Origin of the sequence: Caballeronia humi (assembly GCF_001544475.1) — a bacterium.
Taxonomy (GTDB): domain Bacteria; phylum Pseudomonadota; class Gammaproteobacteria; order Burkholderiales; family Burkholderiaceae; genus Caballeronia; species Caballeronia humi.
Map to the genome: position 1 here is coordinate 1 of NZ_FCNW02000077.1, position 17,901 is coordinate 17,901.

The window sequence follows — 17,901 nt, forward strand, 5'->3', positions numbered from 1 at the left end:
CCGGAGAGCGAAACCGTGCTCGCCTTGGACACGTCGGCCGGGAGCCCGCCCGATGCATCGGTGGAATCAAACCCGCCCCCGCATGCCGTCAGCGCCGCGCCACCCGCGCCGGCCATCAGCATCGACAGAAACCTGCGGCGCGAGAAAGGTGTCGCGTCGTCGGAACGAGTAAAAATTTCCTTGATATTTTCTTTTTGGTTTTTCACGATAGGTAAGTAAGACCGTTATGTTCATGATCTGAACTATAACCATATCGATTTTACCTGTCTTCGTTACACTTTTTTACGTATGAAAATAGGTTGAAAACCGTTGAGCGGTGAACGCGCGCGAAAAATCTGCTTACTTATTCGATGAATAGGAAAGCCTTTTCGGATGCAGCGCGCTCGACTAGTAATTAATACTTGTGTAAGAAGTAGGGACTCACTTAAGTTTGAAAACATCGAACACCGCAAGATCACCCAACATAAACAACGGTAATAAGTTAGCGGTATTTCTTGCCGAATGCATTGGGCGAGTTTTTCGTTCGACGATGCGTCGCGCTCACGTTCAAGTTCGCGTCGATAAAAAGACTCCGCGAACGCTTTCGGCGCTTCTTGCGGCAGGTCGTGCCCGATCCGCCCTGCACTGTGCGATGCGCGTATTTCCCCGTGAACTTCCGCGCATACGCCGATGGATCGGGATGCGGCGCGCCATTGGCATCGCCTTCCATCGTGGAGGTCGGAACGCTGATCGACGGGCGGTGGCGAGGCGCTGCTCGAGCGCGTCGTATCGCGGCTCGCCCTGCGCAAGCCCGAGTCGCCAGCGATAGTTGTGAATCACCACCGCGACGTGATCGGGGTTATCGAACGCACTCGCGGAGCAGTCATACGTCGCGTCATCGAAGTCCCATTTGGGCGACGCCAGTTGCCAGATGAGCTTGTTGAAATCTCGACGATTTGCCTCGTAGGGCGTTGTCAGGTTGTGTGACTCGTCGGATAAGATGGCGCGATGAAGAAATCGAAATCTCTCTATCACGGTCACCGTTTCCCGGCTGGTGTCATCAGCTGCGCGGTTCGATGGTATTTCCGCTTCCAGCCTAGCCTGCGCGACATCGAGGAACTGCTTTTCGAGCGCGGCGTGATCGTGACGTACGAGACGATCCGATGCTGGTGTGACAAGTTTGGTAAGGGCATTGCTCATCGAGTGAAAGCGGTGCGACGCAAGCCGGGTAGCATGTGGCACCTCGACGAAATGTTCGTCACGCTTCGTGGCGAACCGTACCTGCTGTGGCGTGCGGTCGACGAGCATGGCGCCGAACTCGACATACTGGTGCAAAAGCGGCGCGACAAGGCCGCCGCCGAACGCTTCTTCAAGCGTGTGCTGCGTTCGAGCCCGGTACCGCGCAAGATCGTCACCGATCAGTTGCGCAGCTATCCGGCGGCATAAGCCGAGATCCCAGAGCTTGCGAACGTGAAGCACCTGTTCGTCAAAGCTGCGGCCCGACTGAACAACCGCACAGATAACAGCCACCAACCGACGCGCGAACGCGAGCATCGCATGCGCAGATTTCGCGACCCTAAACGCACACAGAAATTTCTCTCGTGCTTCGGGCCGATCCGGCAACATTTCGCGCTCAAGCGGCATCTACTGCGTGCTTCACTCTATCGCAAACAACTCGCAGCCCGGTTCGTTGCATGGCGCGAATTCGCCGAACTCGCCCAAAATCCGTCGACTGCTTTCTGATCAGTCGTCGTACCTGCCGTCGTGCCGCGTCACTCTCGGCAAGTTGACAATGCCCAACCTGGGTCATGCTTCGCTGACCACGACCAGTCTGTACCTGCATATCGACGACGACCGTCGGCATCGGGAAACGGAAGACAAGCACCGTATCGATTGGTAGCAACGCGTTGGTTCTCGTTTTTTATTCCGCGGGCCAGCTTTTCGCGATCCGCCTGACTCAATCTGCACAGCTCAATCATGGAGGCCGCAGGGGCAGCACCCCGCATTCTTGCAAATCGCCAAGGTGTCGCGTTCAATCTCGTACGTGCGAGCGGCTCAGTCGAATGCTTGATCACCTCGATCATGCGCCTAGGTCCAGTGTGCGCTGTCAGGGTTTGCTTCTCGGTTGGGTGCAGGACTGCGCGCACCCTTTTCGCCCGCGCCGAACCAGCCTGTTGAAGTTTGCTGTACCGCTCGTCGCTGCGCCAGCTACGCACGGTCGATCTGAGGCATAAGAGGGTTAGCTCGCAGACGGTTAGTTGCCTTCTCATGCGAAAATGATTGCCTCGCAGACCTGCCCGCCCTGAACCGACTGTGAACTTACCGTAGGCCGCTTCCCAGCGTTTGCGGAATTTGGCACCCTGAGCGACGTGATTAGTGCAAGGCGTTGTAGCGGCCCGTAATCGTTGCACCCGACTATCCATTTTCGTTGTATGGAACGGATGCGCTCGGCGCCGGCCTAGCAGGACGGCGGCCCGCGCCATCCCACGCATTCGCTGACCGGGCGCGCTTCGACATATTTTGTTAACGCTCACGTCAGTGCATGCGTTCGCAAACCATAACGAGCCATAGAGCAGGAAAACTCTTCTTTCCTCTGTCTATTGATAGATCAGCTACGTGCGGGGCCGCACCAAAGCACGGATAATGCAATGCAAAATGAGTTTCATCTGGTGGGGCCGTGAGGCGATCGGGGGGCTGAACAACTAAGGCGCTAATCCCCATTCGAACAGGTGCCATGTGGTCGTCAAGTGCGAGGCGCAGCAGGTTGCGGCAAAGCGAAGGGATTCGGGATCGCCAGGGAAGATTTAAAGGTTGCATTGCCGGACTTCGACGTGTTGACGACGGATCACGACCTGTCTACGCAAGCTCGTCGTAGGCGTGGCAACACTGAACCGTTTCTGAATACAATGTCTTCGGGACCGATGCGGTGAACAGCCCTTACTTTGGAGTCGCAACTTGAGCCCTAGCAACTGCGTGATTCATCGAACGCAGGTTCTGGCTGACATATTGACCAGGTTTCTGTAACGACTCCCCTTCGATGGGATTACCGTCTTAACGAGGTTAATCTTGAAGTCGCTTCCTAACGATTGCCCAATCTATTCCTACGGTACCGATATGCCACCTGGCATTTGCAAGAAGATCTACCCCGATGGTCGGTGCGAGTTTGTGCAATTTGATTTGGAAAGCAACAAAGAGTTGGTTGTGCCGCTAGCAGAGGTTCTCGATCGCTTCGCGAGACTTGCTTCCAACTCAGACTCACTAAAATTACCGCCGTGCTCGCTTTGACATTATGTGCGACACCCGCGTTCGACTGTACTGCCATGCAGCCCACCAAGTGCTTAAGGAGCGCCAACCGCAGTCCCACCCCACCGCGTGAGCGGTGGGACGACCGCTCAGCCTGATCGAATAGGTCGAACACACGCGTGGTCGGCATCGGCATCCATATCGACGCGCTCGTCGCACGGGTTATCTCCAAATTTTCGCCATCGGCCTCGGCGTGTATCTCAGTGTCAGGTCGGATCAGCGTACTTGTCCGCGTTGTTAAACAGATTGGCTACCGCCTGCCCTATTCCCGCCTCGCCACCCGAGACGGTCGCCTCCTCATCGGCAGGTGGACCGCTAGTTGCGACCCGCACAGCTTTTCAGCGGCAGAATCTCGATTTGAGTAATCCCCACGACATCGGGGCCTGACAATATCATCAGCCCTCGCGTAACCCGCGGGACATCCCACAGGTCGCCCACCAGCACCCTCATGTGCGCCACTTGACGCCCGATGATTGCGCTGTTGGCGCATCTGCGTCTCGGAAAGCTTGTCACTCTGAGCAGTTCTGTCGCAGCAAAAAATGGGCGCCGGCGGGTTGTGCAACCCGTGCGCGACCATGCAAAAAACCCGTCCTCTCGTTGGTGGGCCGCCCTCAACTTCTGCTCCTCCGTTCTGGCCGGCGATGTCGCGGAGGAGCGACGCGATCCCGCCTTCGCCGGTCGCGCAGGCGCGCAGTTCTTCCGAATGTCATCGATGTAGGTTACCACTGGCGGTATTGTCACGTGGAGGCCCCGCCGCTTTACGTCACCCCGGCGCATCGCTTCGGATCAGAAACTAAATTTTTACGCCCGATGACCGCGTTGCGAAGGCGCGCAATGCGCATCCCTCCCGCGTTTATGACGACCATTCTTTATGCAAAAAAGAAGCCCGCCATAAAGACGGGCAATCCATCACGTTGGGGAACACGCGAAGGATACGCTTTCGTTTTAGCAGAGCATTGCCGCAAAGCAAGATTTATTAGCGCTTCAGGCAGGCACGCTTTCGCAAGTCACGCGCTCACCTCTGTATGCTTCGCCCAGTGCGGCACAGCGCGGGCGGAATGGGTGGCGAACGTGCTCGATCACTCGTGCCCTTGAAGTCGGTCTGCTTTGTTGGACCGACCAGCAGACGGCGCTACCAGCCGCGCGGCCCACATCCATGCGTTAGCCCATCGTCTGGCGCGCGCCATCTGTTCTGGCGTTTTAGCGGCGATGAAGCGCTCGATGGCCAAAATCATCCGGCGCCGGGCGTATGCTTTAACGTGATCCGGTTTTCACAAAGCTCCTATTCGCCACAACGAAATCCCGCCCAAGCGGGTCAAGCGAAGGGCTCACTCGCCCCGCCCCTTCGCGAAAGACCACAAGGCAACAGCAAAAGAAGGCCCGCCCGATCAGCCGCGCCGGCTATCGTGCCAACCGCTGCGGACCAGCAGGTGCAGATGACGTCGACCCTCAGATGAGGAGTTGGTAACGCACGCTCGTGGCCCCTTACTGGATCCGAGCCGGGGAGCGACCGAATGAATGTTCGCTGCCCTACCGCTGAGCGAACGACCGAGGCTACACCGCTCGCATTTTCCCCATGTGCATGAGCAACGTCGCTGCCCAATGCTAGCCAATATCGATTGTGCGGCTCACAGATCGTGGCGGCTCCTGTTTTGGCACGGTCAGGGTTAGCACGCCCTTGTCAAACTTTGCGAGAGCATGGTCCGGATCGGCGTCTTCCGGCATCGGGATGGTGCGCGTGAAGGCTCCGTAAGCGCGCTCAAGTCGGTAGCAGCCATCCTCCTCGCTGTGGACGTCCTGCTTTTTCTCGCCGCGCAACACCAGCGCCCCGTCCTCGACGCTGACCGTCAGATCGTCCCGCTCCATGCCTGGCAGCTCGACGCTTACGCGCAGTATTTTTCCCTCGTCGACCACGTCGATGCGCGGCTGGAAACGCGACGAGCTGAAGTCGCCAAACCATCGGTCGAGCGCCCCGCGGGCTGCCAATGGATCGTGAAAAAATTCTTCCATCGTACGCCACGGATCGCGTGAGAAGAGTCGCTGAATGTCAGGCCACGCGCCACGCCATGGTTCGCTGCTCGGCGGACTTTGCGGACTGTCCGCGTCTGGCTTGCGTCCTGAACCGCGGAGAAACTTGAAAGGGTTCCACTTCTTCAGATCAGGGTTCATTTTATGCTCCTCGATGATGCGCAGAGTACCGCGCTCTCACTGCTACTTTTCTGCTGACGTCCCGGGGCAACACGCCCTGAGCGGCGCTTGGCGCCTGGCGCGGGGCGTCAGCGCGGGCTGATATACCGGTTGCCGGCAGCCTGATGGCCGTGCTGCGAGGGCGTCACGCTGCGCCTTATCAGCGGCCAGTACCGCTGGGCGCAGCGAGGGCTGATGCCAGTCGTTCAGCAGCGGCGCATCAAGCTTAACCATGACTGGCGGGATTCGTTCAACAAAGGGCCGGTCCGCTTGAACCGCGGCACCGACGTCGCCCAAGTGCTAATCGTGTCTCCGCACCACCATTTCGCACGCCGCTGCTGGTCTAACGGGGCTCAGTTCGTCTGGACCTCGATCCGTCGCGGCCGTGCTTCGTCGCGACGCGGAATCGTCAGCTTCAGCACGCCCTCCTGCAGGTTTGCATCGATCTTTGACGTATCAAAGTCCGGGCTGAGTGAGAATGCGCGCGCAAAGTGCGGTTCTCGGATCTCGGCGTGCTGCAGCCGCAGACCGGCGGGTGTCGGCACGACCGCCTTGGCCTCGATATACAGATTGCCGTCATGCACCTTCACGTCGAGTTGGTCCTTCGTGACGCCTGGCAGGTCAGCCCACACGGTGATGCCCTGATTATCCTCGAATACGTCGACAGCCGGTGTAAGAGTCGTCCGTCGTGCAGGTTGATCGCTATTGCGTCGCGCTACCGCTTCCTGGTCGCGTTCAGCAACCTGTGTCCTGTCGTTCATGGTTTGCTCCTTGAATAAGTGGCATTACTGGACGGTGATGGCCCGCGGCTTCGACGCTTCGCGCTTGCCGACGGTGATCGACAGGCAGCCATTGGCGTAGCGCGCCTGCACCTTGTCTGGGTCGGCGTTCTGCGGCAGCTCGATCACGCGGCGGAACGCACCGGTGAAGCGCTCCTGCGCATAGGCGCGGATGGCGTCGCGGGTCTGACTATCGGGGGTGCCACTGCTGAGCTCCGGCCGCGCTGACTTGCGCTCACCGGCGATCGTGAGCAGCCCCTTCTCAATCGAAACGTCCAGTTCAGCGGCGCTGAGGCCCGGCGCGAACGCAACTATCTCAATCGAGTTGTCGGTCGCGCCGATATTCACCTGCGGGAAGGCGCCAGCGCGGCCGGAGCGAATGCTGGACGGAAAGCCACCGAACAGGCTCGCCATCTCGCGCTGCAGACGGTCAAGTTCGCTGAACAGGTCGGCTCCGGAATAGAGATCACTCATGGTCGTATCCTCCTTGAATGCAGCATGGAGGCGAACGGGCCTACGCGCTCCAGTCCGCCTGCCACGCTGCTGGCAAACAAATCGAAACACGCAGCGCGCCTGATACACCAGCGCATCTGCCTGAGCGAAATCTACGATAGGCGCTACTGCGCAAATTTCAAGGGGCTGGAGTGAAAATTCGGTCTTGAAAAACTAACTGCCAGCCCCTATTGTCGCGATGGCGGCAAAGGCACGTGGAGGAAGCAATGGAATTCAATTCGGACTGGCTCACCCTAGGCAGACATCGCGCCCGGCTGCGCTCCAGCAAGGGCTTTCCGACTGAAGCGATGCGCAGCGTGGCGGAGGTCGTGAGGCTGGCCATCGACAACAACATGAGTGCACGCGCGCGGCTGGTCGAGATCGTCTTTGACCAGGAACGGACCTACGAGATCGCCGTCGGGACGACGTTGGTCGAAGACAGCATTTGTGCACCGCAACTAGAAGCGGCGATCGCGGTGGTACTCGGCCTGCAGCCCGAGCAGGTGAACATCGACGTGACGACGGTCAGTCAGGAGGAGGTCGACCTGCACTTCGGCGTCTACGAGCGCATGCTGGCCGAGAAACTGGGCGTTGTGCCACCGATCCAGTGATCGGCCGTTCAAGCGTTTCCTCGCGATGCTGAAAAGGACGCTCACGCGGCAGCGCGCTTCGCCCGACGGTACGATACGCGCGTGAGGGAGCCATGGTTCGGCGTGACTGCCCGTCTCGCGCATGCGTCGTGCGATCGAAATCCGACCATCCGAGCTTTCTCACTGACGACATGCGCTTCCTGCGCCGATACGACATGGCGCTCGCAGTACGGGATCCGGTGCCGGTTGGCGCTACGGGAGGACTTGACGCAGCGCAGATAAACGAAGCTCGACGGCATGGCGGATGAGCAAGGAGTGTGATGAGCCGCCGTTTGTGTTTACTGCTCCGATACGTTTGTTCGAGCATCCAGCGCGCACGCCCGGGTCGCCTCGTGCCGGGCACTCGCGCCTAAATATCTTCGTAACCGGCCCAGGCGCGCATTGACCTGGGCCCATGCGTGCGCGTCGATCTGCGCGGTGGAATCGTTGCGAGATTGGCCAATTACAATGGGCCCACATAAACGATGCGCTCGAGTGTTTGTACCAACTCCCGTAGCCAATGCCGCTCCACCACGAGCCGCACAGCGATTGCCTCGAGATAGTCCCACGCTTCGACGGCGTCACGAATGTCAGCCACGGCCGTCCGGATAATCTGCCTCCTATCGACTCGATAGAAAAATTAAAACAGCGATATCAAAGTCTGGGAATACGCGCTGCTGAGGCTCTGTTTGGGCATGCCGGCATCCTGCCGCCGTCCATCAAGCATGCAGAACTCAACTGCTTTTCAAGGAGGAACGCCATGTTCGTTCACAACAAGCGTTTGCAGTACACCGTCCGCGTCGCCGCGCCGAATCCGGGCCTCGCGAATCTTTTGCTTGAACAGTTCGGCGGCCCGCAAGGGGAATTAGCTGCCGCCTGTCGTTACTTTACCCAAGCTGTCGGCGAAGATGATCCGGGCCGCAAGGACTTGCTTTTCGATATCGCCACCGAAGAATTGAGCCACCTGGAAATCATCGGCTCGATCGTCGCGATGCTGAACAAGGGCGCAAAGGGGCAACTCGCAGAAGCGGTCGAGAGCGAAGCCGAGCTGTACCGCTCACTGACCGGCGGCGGCAACGATTCGCACACCACCGCGCTGCTTTACGGCGGCGGCCCGGCGCTCACGAACTCGGCCGGTGTGCCGTGGACGGCGGCCTACATCGACACCATCGGCGAGCCGACCGCCGACCTGCGTTCGAACATCGCAGCCGAAGCGCGCGCAAAGATCGTCTACGAGCGGCTCATCAACGTGACCGACGATCCCGGCATCAAGGAAGCGCTGGGCTTCCTGATGACGCGTGAAATCGCGCACCAGAAGTCGTTCGAGAAGGCGCTGCATTCGATACAGCCGAACTTTCCGCAAGGCAAGCTGCCGGGCGTGCCCGAGTTCACGAACGTGTACTACAACATGTCGTCGGGCAACGATGCGCGCGGGCCGTGGAATGACGGGGCGGACTGGAAGTTCATCGAGGATCCGCAACCGGCAGTCGACGGCGGCGACGGCCTTGCGACGGTTGACGTTTCAGCCGATGACATCGAGGTGTTGAAAGCAATGGCGTACCGCACCGCGTCTGACATGCGTACCGACCCGACCACGGGTGCCGAGCTAGGCGCTGGTCAAGCATAGCGCTGCACAAGCCTCGGTACTTGTCGGCAGTACCGAGGCTAGCGCCCTTGCTCACACCCAAACACGTAATGTAAGGGCGTGCACCGTTCGTATTGACGCGCCCCGCTGAATCAACTTCATTGACTTCGCCAGGACAATCCCACTGCGCGCTCTTCAGCGAGCTTTGCGTTGACTTGATTGATCGGGCGCTCGTGCTCGACTGCTCCGGCGTGGAGGAGCGCCTGTGCGCAGATCGGCCGGCTGTGTTGCTGCACCGCACTTTCGTGCGACACGTAAAATCCGCACGTGGAAAAGTTGCGCCGGGCGTTGGTTCCGGCAAGAATACCTTACCGCCCCTGCTGAGACTGACATGCGACTCGCTGAATTCATCCTGCGTGATATGGAAGGCATTGTGGCGCAGTGGGAAGCTTTCGCCGCAACCCTGTTACCTGCGGCCGCCAGTATGGAAAAGTTGGCATTGCGTGATCACGCAGAACAGATTTTGGTGGCGGTCGCAAAAGATTTGTCGACCTCTCAAAGCCGGGAGGAACAATCGGAAAAATCAATGGGGCGAACTGGAAAGCCAGCCAATTCTCCTGAAACTGCAACGCAGACACATGCGCTGCTGCGAGCGCGAAGCGGCTTCGATATCAGGCAGCTCGTTGCTGAGTACCGAGCGCTTCGCGCCAGCGTTCTGCGCCGCTGGATGGATGACTGCCTCCTTGTTTCCCCGGATGTAGACGACATCATCCGGTTCAATGAGGCAATTGACCAAGCAGTCGCTGAGTCGGTCGGCTTCTTCAGCGCAAACGTCGAGCAATCGCGCGACCTGTTCCTCGGGATGCTAGGACATGACATGCGCAGCCCGCTTCATACCATTCAGATGACCGCCTCTTATCTTTCGGCATTAAACGCTGGAGAGAAAATATCGGGAGCGGCGTCGCGCTTGATCAGCAGTGGCGCACGCATGCAGGCGCTTCTGGACGATCTGATGGATTTCAATCGAACCAAACTGGGTCTAGGCATTAATATCGCACCGGTGGAAATTGACCTCGCAAAGGTATTCAACGATGAACTCGAGAGGCTGCGAGCAGCACACCCAGATCGACGGATCGAATTGACGGTGCATGGAGACGCCCACGGTGTTTGGGACGGTCGGCGCCTGCAGCAGTTGCTTGGCAACCTCGTTCTGAACGCCATTAAGTACGGAACACCAGATGCGCCGGTGCATGTGGTAGTCGCGGGTGAATCGGACGAGCTTCGTTTCGAGGTGACGAATAGCGGACCCGCAATCGAGCGCTTGACGCTGGTCGGGATCTTTGACCCGCTTAAGCGCGGTCCGGACCAACAAAAAAGACATGACGCGGATGGTAACCTTGGGCTGGGACTGTATATCGCCCGCGAGATAGCCAAGGCTCACGGAGGGGATATCGAAGCTCGTTCGGATGCGACTGAGACGGCATTTTCTGTACGGTTGCCGAGGCACGTGTAGATCGGATCGCCCGACGTGCGTTGAGCCCTGTCCGCACCGAAAAGTACATGTTGAAACCGGATCCGCGCCTGGCGCGGCGCGGCGTACAAAGACCCGGCGACCGAGCGACAAACCGCCTCGACCACTCAATGGACAGCACCCTCTCTGCGTGCCGACGTGCTCCTCTGTTAGCTTCTGCTCTGCCAGCATCGTGAGCTTTTTCGCAGCTTCCCTTTTTCTTTTCCTCCCGCGGCGTTTCCAGCAGCAGTTTCATCCGATCAGCGTATCAGACCTCCCATCAGCGTGCGAGCGCGCCGCAGATGGAGCGTGCCGTAGGTAACAATTGCAACGCTGGGCTGACCAGGAATTGCGCACGTGCTTACCGCCCGCCTCGGCACACCGGTTGCTGCCAACAAAGCGTCAACGTTCGCCACTTATTCTGTCATGCAAAGGGGTATTCGTCGTTTTCATCAGTTGTGGACCACGCGCGCGTTCCAGGTTGTACGACCGCCGGTCACAGCGCTCATCGTCGATGACGACGCCGCGCTGGCTGAAGCGTTGGCCCAGGCGCTAGCGGCGGCCGGCTTGGACGCCACTACGGCGCTCGGTGGGGTCGCCGCGATCCGTGCGACGCAACATTGGACACCGCACATTGTGGTTCTAGACATTCAAATGCCAGGGTGCGACGGCTTCCAGGTTGCCCGAGCGTTTCGTACCTCGCCCAGTCTGGCGGTCGTGCCAATCATCGCACACACGTCACTTGCCGAACGCGAGATCATTGAGCGCGGCAAGGCCGCCGGGATCGACGCCTACTGCCGAAAGGGAAACTCGCCGCGCTCGTTGCTGCGGCTAATTGCGCACCTTACCCCGACGACGGCTCCCTTACCCGCGACTTGAGCATGTGGACCGCGTTGCGCTATACCCGTCGATCTGGGCAGTAGAGAGTTGCAAGTCTTAATCCCAACCCGAAGGCACAGACACTGCCAATTTCAATCGCTCCGCGGTGTCCGCTCCTGCTCCTCAGCCAGTTCTCGCTCTACCATCTCTCGCGCCTGTCGCCAGTACTCGTCAGCACATCCCTCCATGCCTCCGTCCTGCTGCCAAAGTTCATACGCTCGTATCCGAATCCGGAACTCCAAAGTCTGCGCTTCCAACTCAACCTCCATGTTTCGGCGAGTCGACGCCCCGCATGAGCCGGCAACGGGCGTGCTCCGGTTGGGAAAAAATTGTAACGCGGAGCTAGTCATGGCAAAAGCCGAGGGACCTGGCGTCTTTACGAGTCGCCACGGAAGCCCGCATTCGTCGCGAAACTCGTATCCTGCGTGCAGAATCTGCTACGCCATCGTGGGACCTCATGCCCGGAACGATGCAGCGACAAAGTGTTTTGGCGAGCGGACCGCTAGCCGAATCAGCTACTGAGAGCGAGGCGGACAGTTCGCGCCAGATCATCGAGCTGAAATGGTTTGCGCAAGATAGTGAGGCCCATTTCGGTCAGCTTCGAGATGTCAACATCGGCGTAACCGGTCGCGAGAATCACCGGGAGATCGGCGCGCTGCTTTCGAGCCTGCGCTACTACTTCCATCCCGTTCATGCCCGGCATCGCAAAGTCGACCATCAGCAAATCGGGATCGTCATCCGCAATCCGCCGCAGACCGCTTGGACCGTCAGGGGCATCGGTGACCGTATAACCCAGCGTCTTCAGGCACTCAATGAGCATGGTGCGCACATCTTCATCGTCCTCGACAACCAAAATGCGCTTGACGCCATCTGCACTCTGTTCTGGATCGGGCGCTGCTTTCGTCTCAGGCAGGTCTTTCGCTCCGAGCGGGAGCCAGAGTTCAACTGTCGTTCCCTTGCCTTGCTCGCTATCAATGCGAGCGGTACCGCCCGCCTGTCGCGCGATCCCATATACCTGACTTAGGCCGAGCCCCGTTCCCTTTCCGATAGCTTTGGTGGTAAAGAAAGGATCGAAAACCCGCGAGATCACACTCGCCGGAATTCCTGAGCCGGAATCGCTCACCCCCACTACGACATACTGCTCCGACGTAAAGGTCGCGTCCGGCGCCGGCCGCGTTCCCGTGCGTATGGTCAGCTCGCCGCCATTGGGCATTGCGTCTCGCGCATTGATCGCCAGGTTAAGAATGGCCAGCTCGAGCTGGTTGGCATCCGCCCGAGTCCACAGTTCATCGCCTTCGAAGGCGGTTATGTATTTGATCGACGAGCCCAGCGAAATGGAAATGATGTCGCGCATTCCCTGAAGCAGAGCAATGACATTGACCGCTTTCAGATCGAGGTTGCTGGTGCGGGAGAAGGCCAGAAGCTGGCCCGTGAGCTTGGCTCCACGTTCGGTTGCCCGCTTCGTGGTTGCAGCCATACTGCGGATTCGTTCATCGCCGCTGATGCGCGCGATGAGCTCGGCATTAGCCATGATGACATTCAATAGATTGTTGAAGTCATGTGCGATGCCCCCCGTCAATTGCCCGAGCGCTTCCATTTTTTGTGACTGTACCAATACCGCCTGGACCTTTGCGCGCTCGTGGATTTCCTTCATCAACCGGTCGTTAGCGGATGCGAGTTCCTGGGTTCGATCGGAAATGCGGGTTTCGAGCGAATCATTTAGGCGCTCGAGCGCCTCTTGAGCCTTCGCCCTTTCCAAAAGATGTTGATGCGACTCGGCAAGGTGCCCGCGGGAATCATACTGCCTGGCTCGTGCACGAAGAGACGACGCGACCGCTCGACGCAGCGTCTCTGAATGCAACGGCCGTTCGAGAACCATGGCGTTACCAAGCTCTCCCAGCGCCTGCAGGCTACCTGCCGAGCGCCGCTCGACCCGCTTGCCGGCGAGCACAATGATCGGAAAGTCGGACCAGGCAGGTTGCCGTCTCAACCAGCCCAGTAAATTGACGGCGTCGTTCACGAACAGCGCTTCCTCGGTAATGACAGCCGCTCCTGCGCCGTCCTCCAGCTCGGCCGCCAGCACGCGCAGGTTGTCGCATGCGAAGCATTCACGGCCGTCCGCCGTGAGCACGTCCGCGATCACATGAGCGTCGCGGCCGAACGGAGCCAATATCAGGATCCGATACTCCATAGTCTTACTGTCGTGCGGGGTCAAGGCCCGCACCTGCCGGCGCGAGCATGGCCGTGCCGCCCTTGTATGCAGGCAAGCCGCTCAAAATGCCTTCGAAGTCACGCAGCGCCTCCCCGACATCTAGCCCGGCATCGCTCAGCCGGAACTGCCGTATGGAGCGCTCATGCGCATTCGCCCGGCTCTTGAGCGCAGTCACGGCGGTCAGGACTTCGCCCTGGCGCTCGAAATAGCGGAACAACAGTACTACGTCGCTTAGGTAACTGATGTCAATATCGCTTTGGATCTCACCGATTATTCCGTGCTGCCCGAGAACCAGTACCGTGACCACGCCTCGTTGATTGAGATACCCAAGCAGCTCATGCATCTGGAGCAGGAGATAGCGCTCCCCGGGCATAGCTTGCAGAAATGCATTGAGACTGTCGATCGCGACATACTGCGCCCCTCCATGCTCCACGCGGTTGCGCACATCGCTGGCGAACTCTCCCGGCGATATCTCGGCGGGATCGACTTGGCGAAGCGTCAACAGCCCGCTTTCGATGTGCGGCGCCAGATGCATGCCAAGCTTCGCACAGCGCAGCAAAAGCGTGTTAAGGGTCTCGTCAAACAGGTAATAGACGCATGGCTCGCCACGTTCCAGCGCGGCCAAGAGGCACGAAACGACTGTGGTCGTTTTGCCAACACCGGACGGACCAATCAACAGTGCGTTGGTGCCGGGCACCAACCCTCCTCCAAGCAGCTCGTCGAGGCCCTCTGTCCCCGTACTGCGTGCCTGCCCCGAGAAGTTGCTGTGATGCTCCGCGGCCACTAGTCGCGGGTAGACCTTGATGCCACCTGTGTCAAGTGTCATATCATGGTAGCCCTCGCGAAACTTGATTCCGCGCATCTTCGCGATTCGCAAACGGCGGCGTTCTCCTCCGTAGTCATGCGAGAGGTTATCCAGGCTGATTACGCCATGCGCGATGCTGTGCAGTTGGAGATCACCGGGCTCCGCGCTGTTGTCATCGAGAAGCACGACCGTGCAAGCACGAGTGGCGAAGTAACGTTTCAAAGCCAAAATTTGCCTTCGATAGCGCATCGGATTTTGCGAAAGCAGTCGCAGTTCGGACAAACTGTCGAACACGAGGCGCGCCGGCTTGATCTCGTCCACCTTCTTGATGACGTCCCTCACCGTTTCGCCTAACTCCACTTCCGCCGGATGCAGGATGGATTGTTCGTAGCGCGGATCGAGCCCCTCGTCGGATAAAAGCTCGACAATCGTGAACTGACCAACATCCCATCCGTGACTGGCCGCGACGGCAACGAGTTCGGACTTAGTCTCCGAAAGCGTAATGTAGAGACCAACCTCATCCGACTCAGCACCTTTAAGTAAAAACTGCAAGGCAAACGTAGTTTTGCCCGCGCCAGGCGCCCCTTCGATGAGATACATCCGGTGGGGCGTGAGTCCGCCGCCGAGAATGTCGTCGACACCGTCGACTCCTGAGGCGAGACGAGTCGGCGCGACCTCTTCTATGTTTTTTTTCATGGCTAGCCAATAGTTGAGAATGACTGTTTTTTGTCGCGAGCGCGCCGGGTCGGCTCGCGACCGGCGCAAAATGCGTCGCAATAAGTGGGCCATGCCACCAATGGAGAATATCCGCTGTTGCGACGCTCAACTAAATCGCCTTCTGCGCTGTTTGCCGGTCGAAAACCAACGCTCGGAGCGTCGCTCGTGAATGTTCTTTAACCCGCTCTTATCTTTGTGAAACAATTACAGGCTGATAACGCCACCGGGCCCTTCGCGATGAGTATTCGAACCCGCAACAACGTGCATGTCCATGGCACCGGTCCCGCAACAATCATGTTCGCCCACGGTTTCGGCTGCGACCAGAACATGTGGCGATACATGACGCCAACGTTCGGCGAACGGTATCGAACGATACTGTTCGATCTGGTCGGAAGCGGAAACTCGGACCTTCGTGCATATGACAGGGCCAAGTACGGCTCGCTTCACGGATATGCCGCGGATCTGCTGGAGATCCTGGACGAGGTTGCCACGGGACCCGTCATCTACGTCGGTCACTCGGTGAGCGCGACGATCGGCATGCTTGCGGCGATCAAGTCTCCCGAGCGCTTCGCGGCCAACGTCATGGTGGGACCGTCGCCCTCGTTCATCAATGACGGCGACTATGTGGGAGGTTTCACGCGAAGGGACATCGAAGACCTTCTGGAGACGCTCGAAAGCAATTACCTCGGATGGTCGAGCACGATGGCACCCGCGATCATGGGCTCGCCCGAGCAACCCGAGCTGGCCGAGGAGCTGACGAACAGCTTTTGCCGCACCGACCCCGACATCGCGAAACATTTCGCGCGCGTCACCTTCTTCGCGGATCACCGCGCAGACCTGACCCGCGTGACGACGCCGACGCTCATCGTCCAGTCCAATGACGATTTGCTCGCACCGCTCGCCGTGGGCGAGTACATGCATCGGGCAATCCCCAACAGCACGCTCAGCGTCGTCGAGAACGTCGGTCATTGCCCACATCTGAGTGCGCCCTGCGCCAGCATCGACGTGACTAAAAAATTCCTCCGCGAGCTGGCGCTCTAGGTATGACCGGCGCAAAGAGGCCGCTGCCCCCGGTGAGCGAAGCGTTCGAACGCGCTCCCTGCGGCCTGCTCACGACGACGGTGCAGGGAACCATCATTCGCGCAAATTCGACGTTCTGCCGATGGACCGGATATGAACGGGAGGACCTCATCGAAAAGCGCCGATTGCAGGACCTGCTGACGATCGGGGGCAAGGTCTTCCATCAGACACACTGGGCTCCGCTGCTGCAAATGCAACGCTCCGTCGCCGAGGTGAAGCTCGACATCGTCCATCGCAGCGGGACGGTCGTGCCAATGCTCATCAACGCGGCACGTCAGCGCTACGGCGACGATGAGTTCGACGAGTTCGCCCTGCTGGTCGTGGCTGACCGCCATAAATACGAGCGTGAGCTGCTCCGGGCCCGACAGCAGGCCGAAGTGGCGCTGGAGGCCAAACTCGCAGCACAGAAGGCACTCGAGCTTGCCGACCGTCGTAAGGACGAGTTTCTGGCGACCCTGGCACATGAACTGCGCAATCCGCTTGCCCCGATAGCATCGGTGGTCGAGCTTTTGCGGCTAAAGGACCTCGCCGATCCGCAGCTGGTTTGGTCGCGCGACGTATTGGAACGTCAGCTCGGCCACATCGCCCATCTCGTTGACGATCTGCTCGACATATCGCGTATCGCCGAGGGAAAAATCGAGTTGCGCAGAGAGAGCGTTGATCTGACGACCGCCATGCGTCACGCAATCGAAGGCTCGCGCTCGCTCATCGACGGGTCATCACACACCTTGTCAGTCGAGTATCCAGAGCCCGCCATTTTCGTCGACGCCGATCAAACCCGCCTCGCCCAGATCATTCAGAACTTGCTCAATAATGCCGCGAAATACACGCCTTCCGGCGGCAAGATAAATCTGAGCACAAAGCGCGACGGGAACGACGCTGTCATCTGCGTTCGAGATACAGGAATCGGGATCGCAACTGAACACTTATCCGATATTTTCGACATCTTCTCGCAGCTCCCTTCCGGTCGCGAGCGCGCGCAAGGCGGGCTGGGCATCGGCCTGTCTCTCGTGCAAGGCCTGACCGAAATGATGGGCGGGTCTGTTTCTGCGAGAAGCGATGGCGTTGGCAAAGGAAGTGAGTTTGTCGTACGTCTTCCGGCCGTCGATCCAGAAGTGCATGGGGTTTCCCGTGAGGAGCCGTTCTACACGGCGCCAGCATCGAAAATGCAGCGAGTTGTGATCATCGACGATGACGACGACGCCGCGACCGGCCTGGCAATGGTGCTGGAGGCGGATGGCCACACGGTCCGTACTGCGCCAGGCGGAATAGTCGGTTTGCAGCTTGTCCACGACTTCGATGCGCAGGCCGTCATCCTCGATATCAGCCTTCACGATATGAGCGGGTATGACGTCGCGCGCTCGCTGAAAGACGCCCCTAACCGATCTGCCGCCGTGGTCATCGCGCTGACCGGATGGGGACGTGCTCAGGACAAGGAAGCAGCGCAATCAGCGGGCTTCGATTTTCATTTCACTAAGCCGGCCGACATCGACCGCCTGCTTCGAGTGTTGCAAGACTGGGCGATCAACCCGCGTCGCCAGAATTGAGCTGCTCACTTTTGCGACGGTAACGTCCAGAGCGATGGTCAGCCCAGGGCGTCGGATCACCTTCGCTCGAACAGGCTCGCCAGAAGCACATCTACTTGTGCATACTCGACCTGAACAGCGCTAAGAAGCTATTGCGTAATTAATCAAAGAACAGTGCGAGCTGTGACCAACACATTAAGGCGCAGGCTAGCGAGAGG

At 59.0% G+C, this 17,901-nt stretch carries 13 protein-coding genes and 2 pseudogenes; 8 read left to right on the plus strand and 7 right to left on the minus strand.

From position 1 onward, the window contains the following. The coding region (locus AWB65_RS37310) for a hypothetical protein (RefSeq protein WP_235007937.1) at positions 1 to 219 on the plus strand (219 nt) is incomplete at its 5' end. A gap of 347 nt (positions 220 to 566) precedes the next feature. On the opposite strand, the pseudogene AWB65_RS31855 reads toward AWB65_RS37310, so the two are convergent. Next, positions 567 to 945: pseudogene (locus AWB65_RS31855) on the minus strand (alpha/beta hydrolase); the annotation flags it as partial. A 42-nt stretch (positions 946 to 987) separates the two neighbouring features. Here AWB65_RS31855 and AWB65_RS31860 point away from each other — a divergent pair. Then, positions 988 to 1,722: pseudogene (locus AWB65_RS31860) on the plus strand (IS6 family transposase). Between the two features lie 3,165 nt (positions 1,723 to 4,887). Here AWB65_RS31860 and AWB65_RS31870 read toward each other — a convergent pair. The 3 genes from AWB65_RS31870 to AWB65_RS31880 form a co-directional block, all read right to left on the minus strand. Then, the gene (locus tag AWB65_RS31870; RefSeq protein ID WP_087670842.1) at positions 4,888 to 5,451 is read right to left on the minus strand and encodes an Hsp20/alpha crystallin family protein; all 564 of its coding nucleotides are present in this window, start codon (positions 5,449 to 5,451) and stop codon (positions 4,888 to 4,890) included. Between the two features lie 371 nt (positions 5,452 to 5,822). Then, complete coding sequence (locus AWB65_RS31875) at positions 5,823 to 6,230, minus strand: Hsp20/alpha crystallin family protein (RefSeq protein WP_087670843.1); 408 nt, start codon at positions 6,228 to 6,230, stop codon at positions 5,823 to 5,825. Between the two features lie 24 nt (positions 6,231 to 6,254). Next, entirely contained in the window at positions 6,255 to 6,722 is a 468-nt protein-coding gene (locus AWB65_RS31880; RefSeq protein WP_087670844.1) for an Hsp20/alpha crystallin family protein, read from the minus strand. A 245-nt stretch (positions 6,723 to 6,967) separates the two neighbouring features. Here AWB65_RS31880 and AWB65_RS31885 point away from each other — a divergent pair, with 245 nt between their 5' ends. The 4 genes from AWB65_RS31885 (at position 6,968) to AWB65_RS31900 (ending at position 11,343) form a co-directional block, all read left to right on the plus strand. Next, a complete protein-coding gene (locus AWB65_RS31885) occupies positions 6,968 to 7,351 on the plus strand; it encodes a hypothetical protein (protein ID WP_087670845.1) in 384 nt (127 codons plus the stop codon). 778 nt (positions 7,352 to 8,129) lie between these two features. Next, positions 8,130 to 8,996, plus strand: coding sequence for a manganese catalase family protein (locus AWB65_RS31890; protein ID WP_087670846.1), 867 nt, complete (start codon positions 8,130 to 8,132; stop codon positions 8,994 to 8,996). A gap of 349 nt (positions 8,997 to 9,345) precedes the next feature. Next, positions 9,346 to 10,467: a sensor histidine kinase gene (locus AWB65_RS31895; protein ID WP_087670847.1), complete on the plus strand. Its 1,122-nt coding sequence runs from the start codon at positions 9,346 to 9,348 to the stop codon at positions 10,465 to 10,467. A gap of 354 nt (positions 10,468 to 10,821) precedes the next feature. Next, positions 10,822 to 11,343, plus strand: a complete 522-nt coding sequence (locus tag AWB65_RS31900) for a response regulator (protein WP_087670848.1) — start codon at positions 10,822 to 10,824, stop codon at positions 11,341 to 11,343. Between the two features lie 92 nt (positions 11,344 to 11,435). Here the strand turns inward: AWB65_RS31900 and AWB65_RS37680 are convergent, their stop codons facing one another. The 3 genes from AWB65_RS37680 to AWB65_RS31915 all read right to left on the minus strand — a co-directional run bounded on the left by AWB65_RS37680 (position 11,436) and on the right by AWB65_RS31915 (position 15,056). Continuing rightward, positions 11,436 to 11,693, minus strand: coding sequence for a DUF2934 domain-containing protein (locus AWB65_RS37680; RefSeq protein WP_327359446.1), 258 nt, complete (start codon positions 11,691 to 11,693; stop codon positions 11,436 to 11,438). Positions 11,694 to 11,854: 161 nt separating this feature from the next. Further along, a complete protein-coding gene (locus AWB65_RS31910) occupies positions 11,855 to 13,534 on the minus strand; it encodes a response regulator (RefSeq protein WP_087670850.1) in 1,680 nt (559 codons plus the stop codon). A gap of 4 nt (positions 13,535 to 13,538) precedes the next feature. Beyond that, complete coding sequence (locus tag AWB65_RS31915) at positions 13,539 to 15,056, minus strand: ATPase domain-containing protein (protein WP_087670851.1); 1,518 nt, start codon at positions 15,054 to 15,056, stop codon at positions 13,539 to 13,541. 258 nt (positions 15,057 to 15,314) lie between these two features. On the opposite strand from AWB65_RS31915, the gene AWB65_RS31920 reads away from it, so the two are divergent. Both AWB65_RS31920 and AWB65_RS31925 read left to right on the plus strand, forming a co-directional pair. Beyond that, a complete protein-coding gene (locus AWB65_RS31920) occupies positions 15,315 to 16,118 on the plus strand; it encodes an alpha/beta fold hydrolase (protein WP_087670852.1) in 804 nt (267 codons plus the stop codon). Positions 16,119 to 16,120: 2 nt separating this feature from the next. Next, entirely contained in the window at positions 16,121 to 17,704 is a 1,584-nt protein-coding gene (locus tag AWB65_RS31925) for a hybrid sensor histidine kinase/response regulator (protein WP_087670853.1), read from the plus strand. Positions 17,705 to 17,901: the final 197 nt, after the last annotated feature.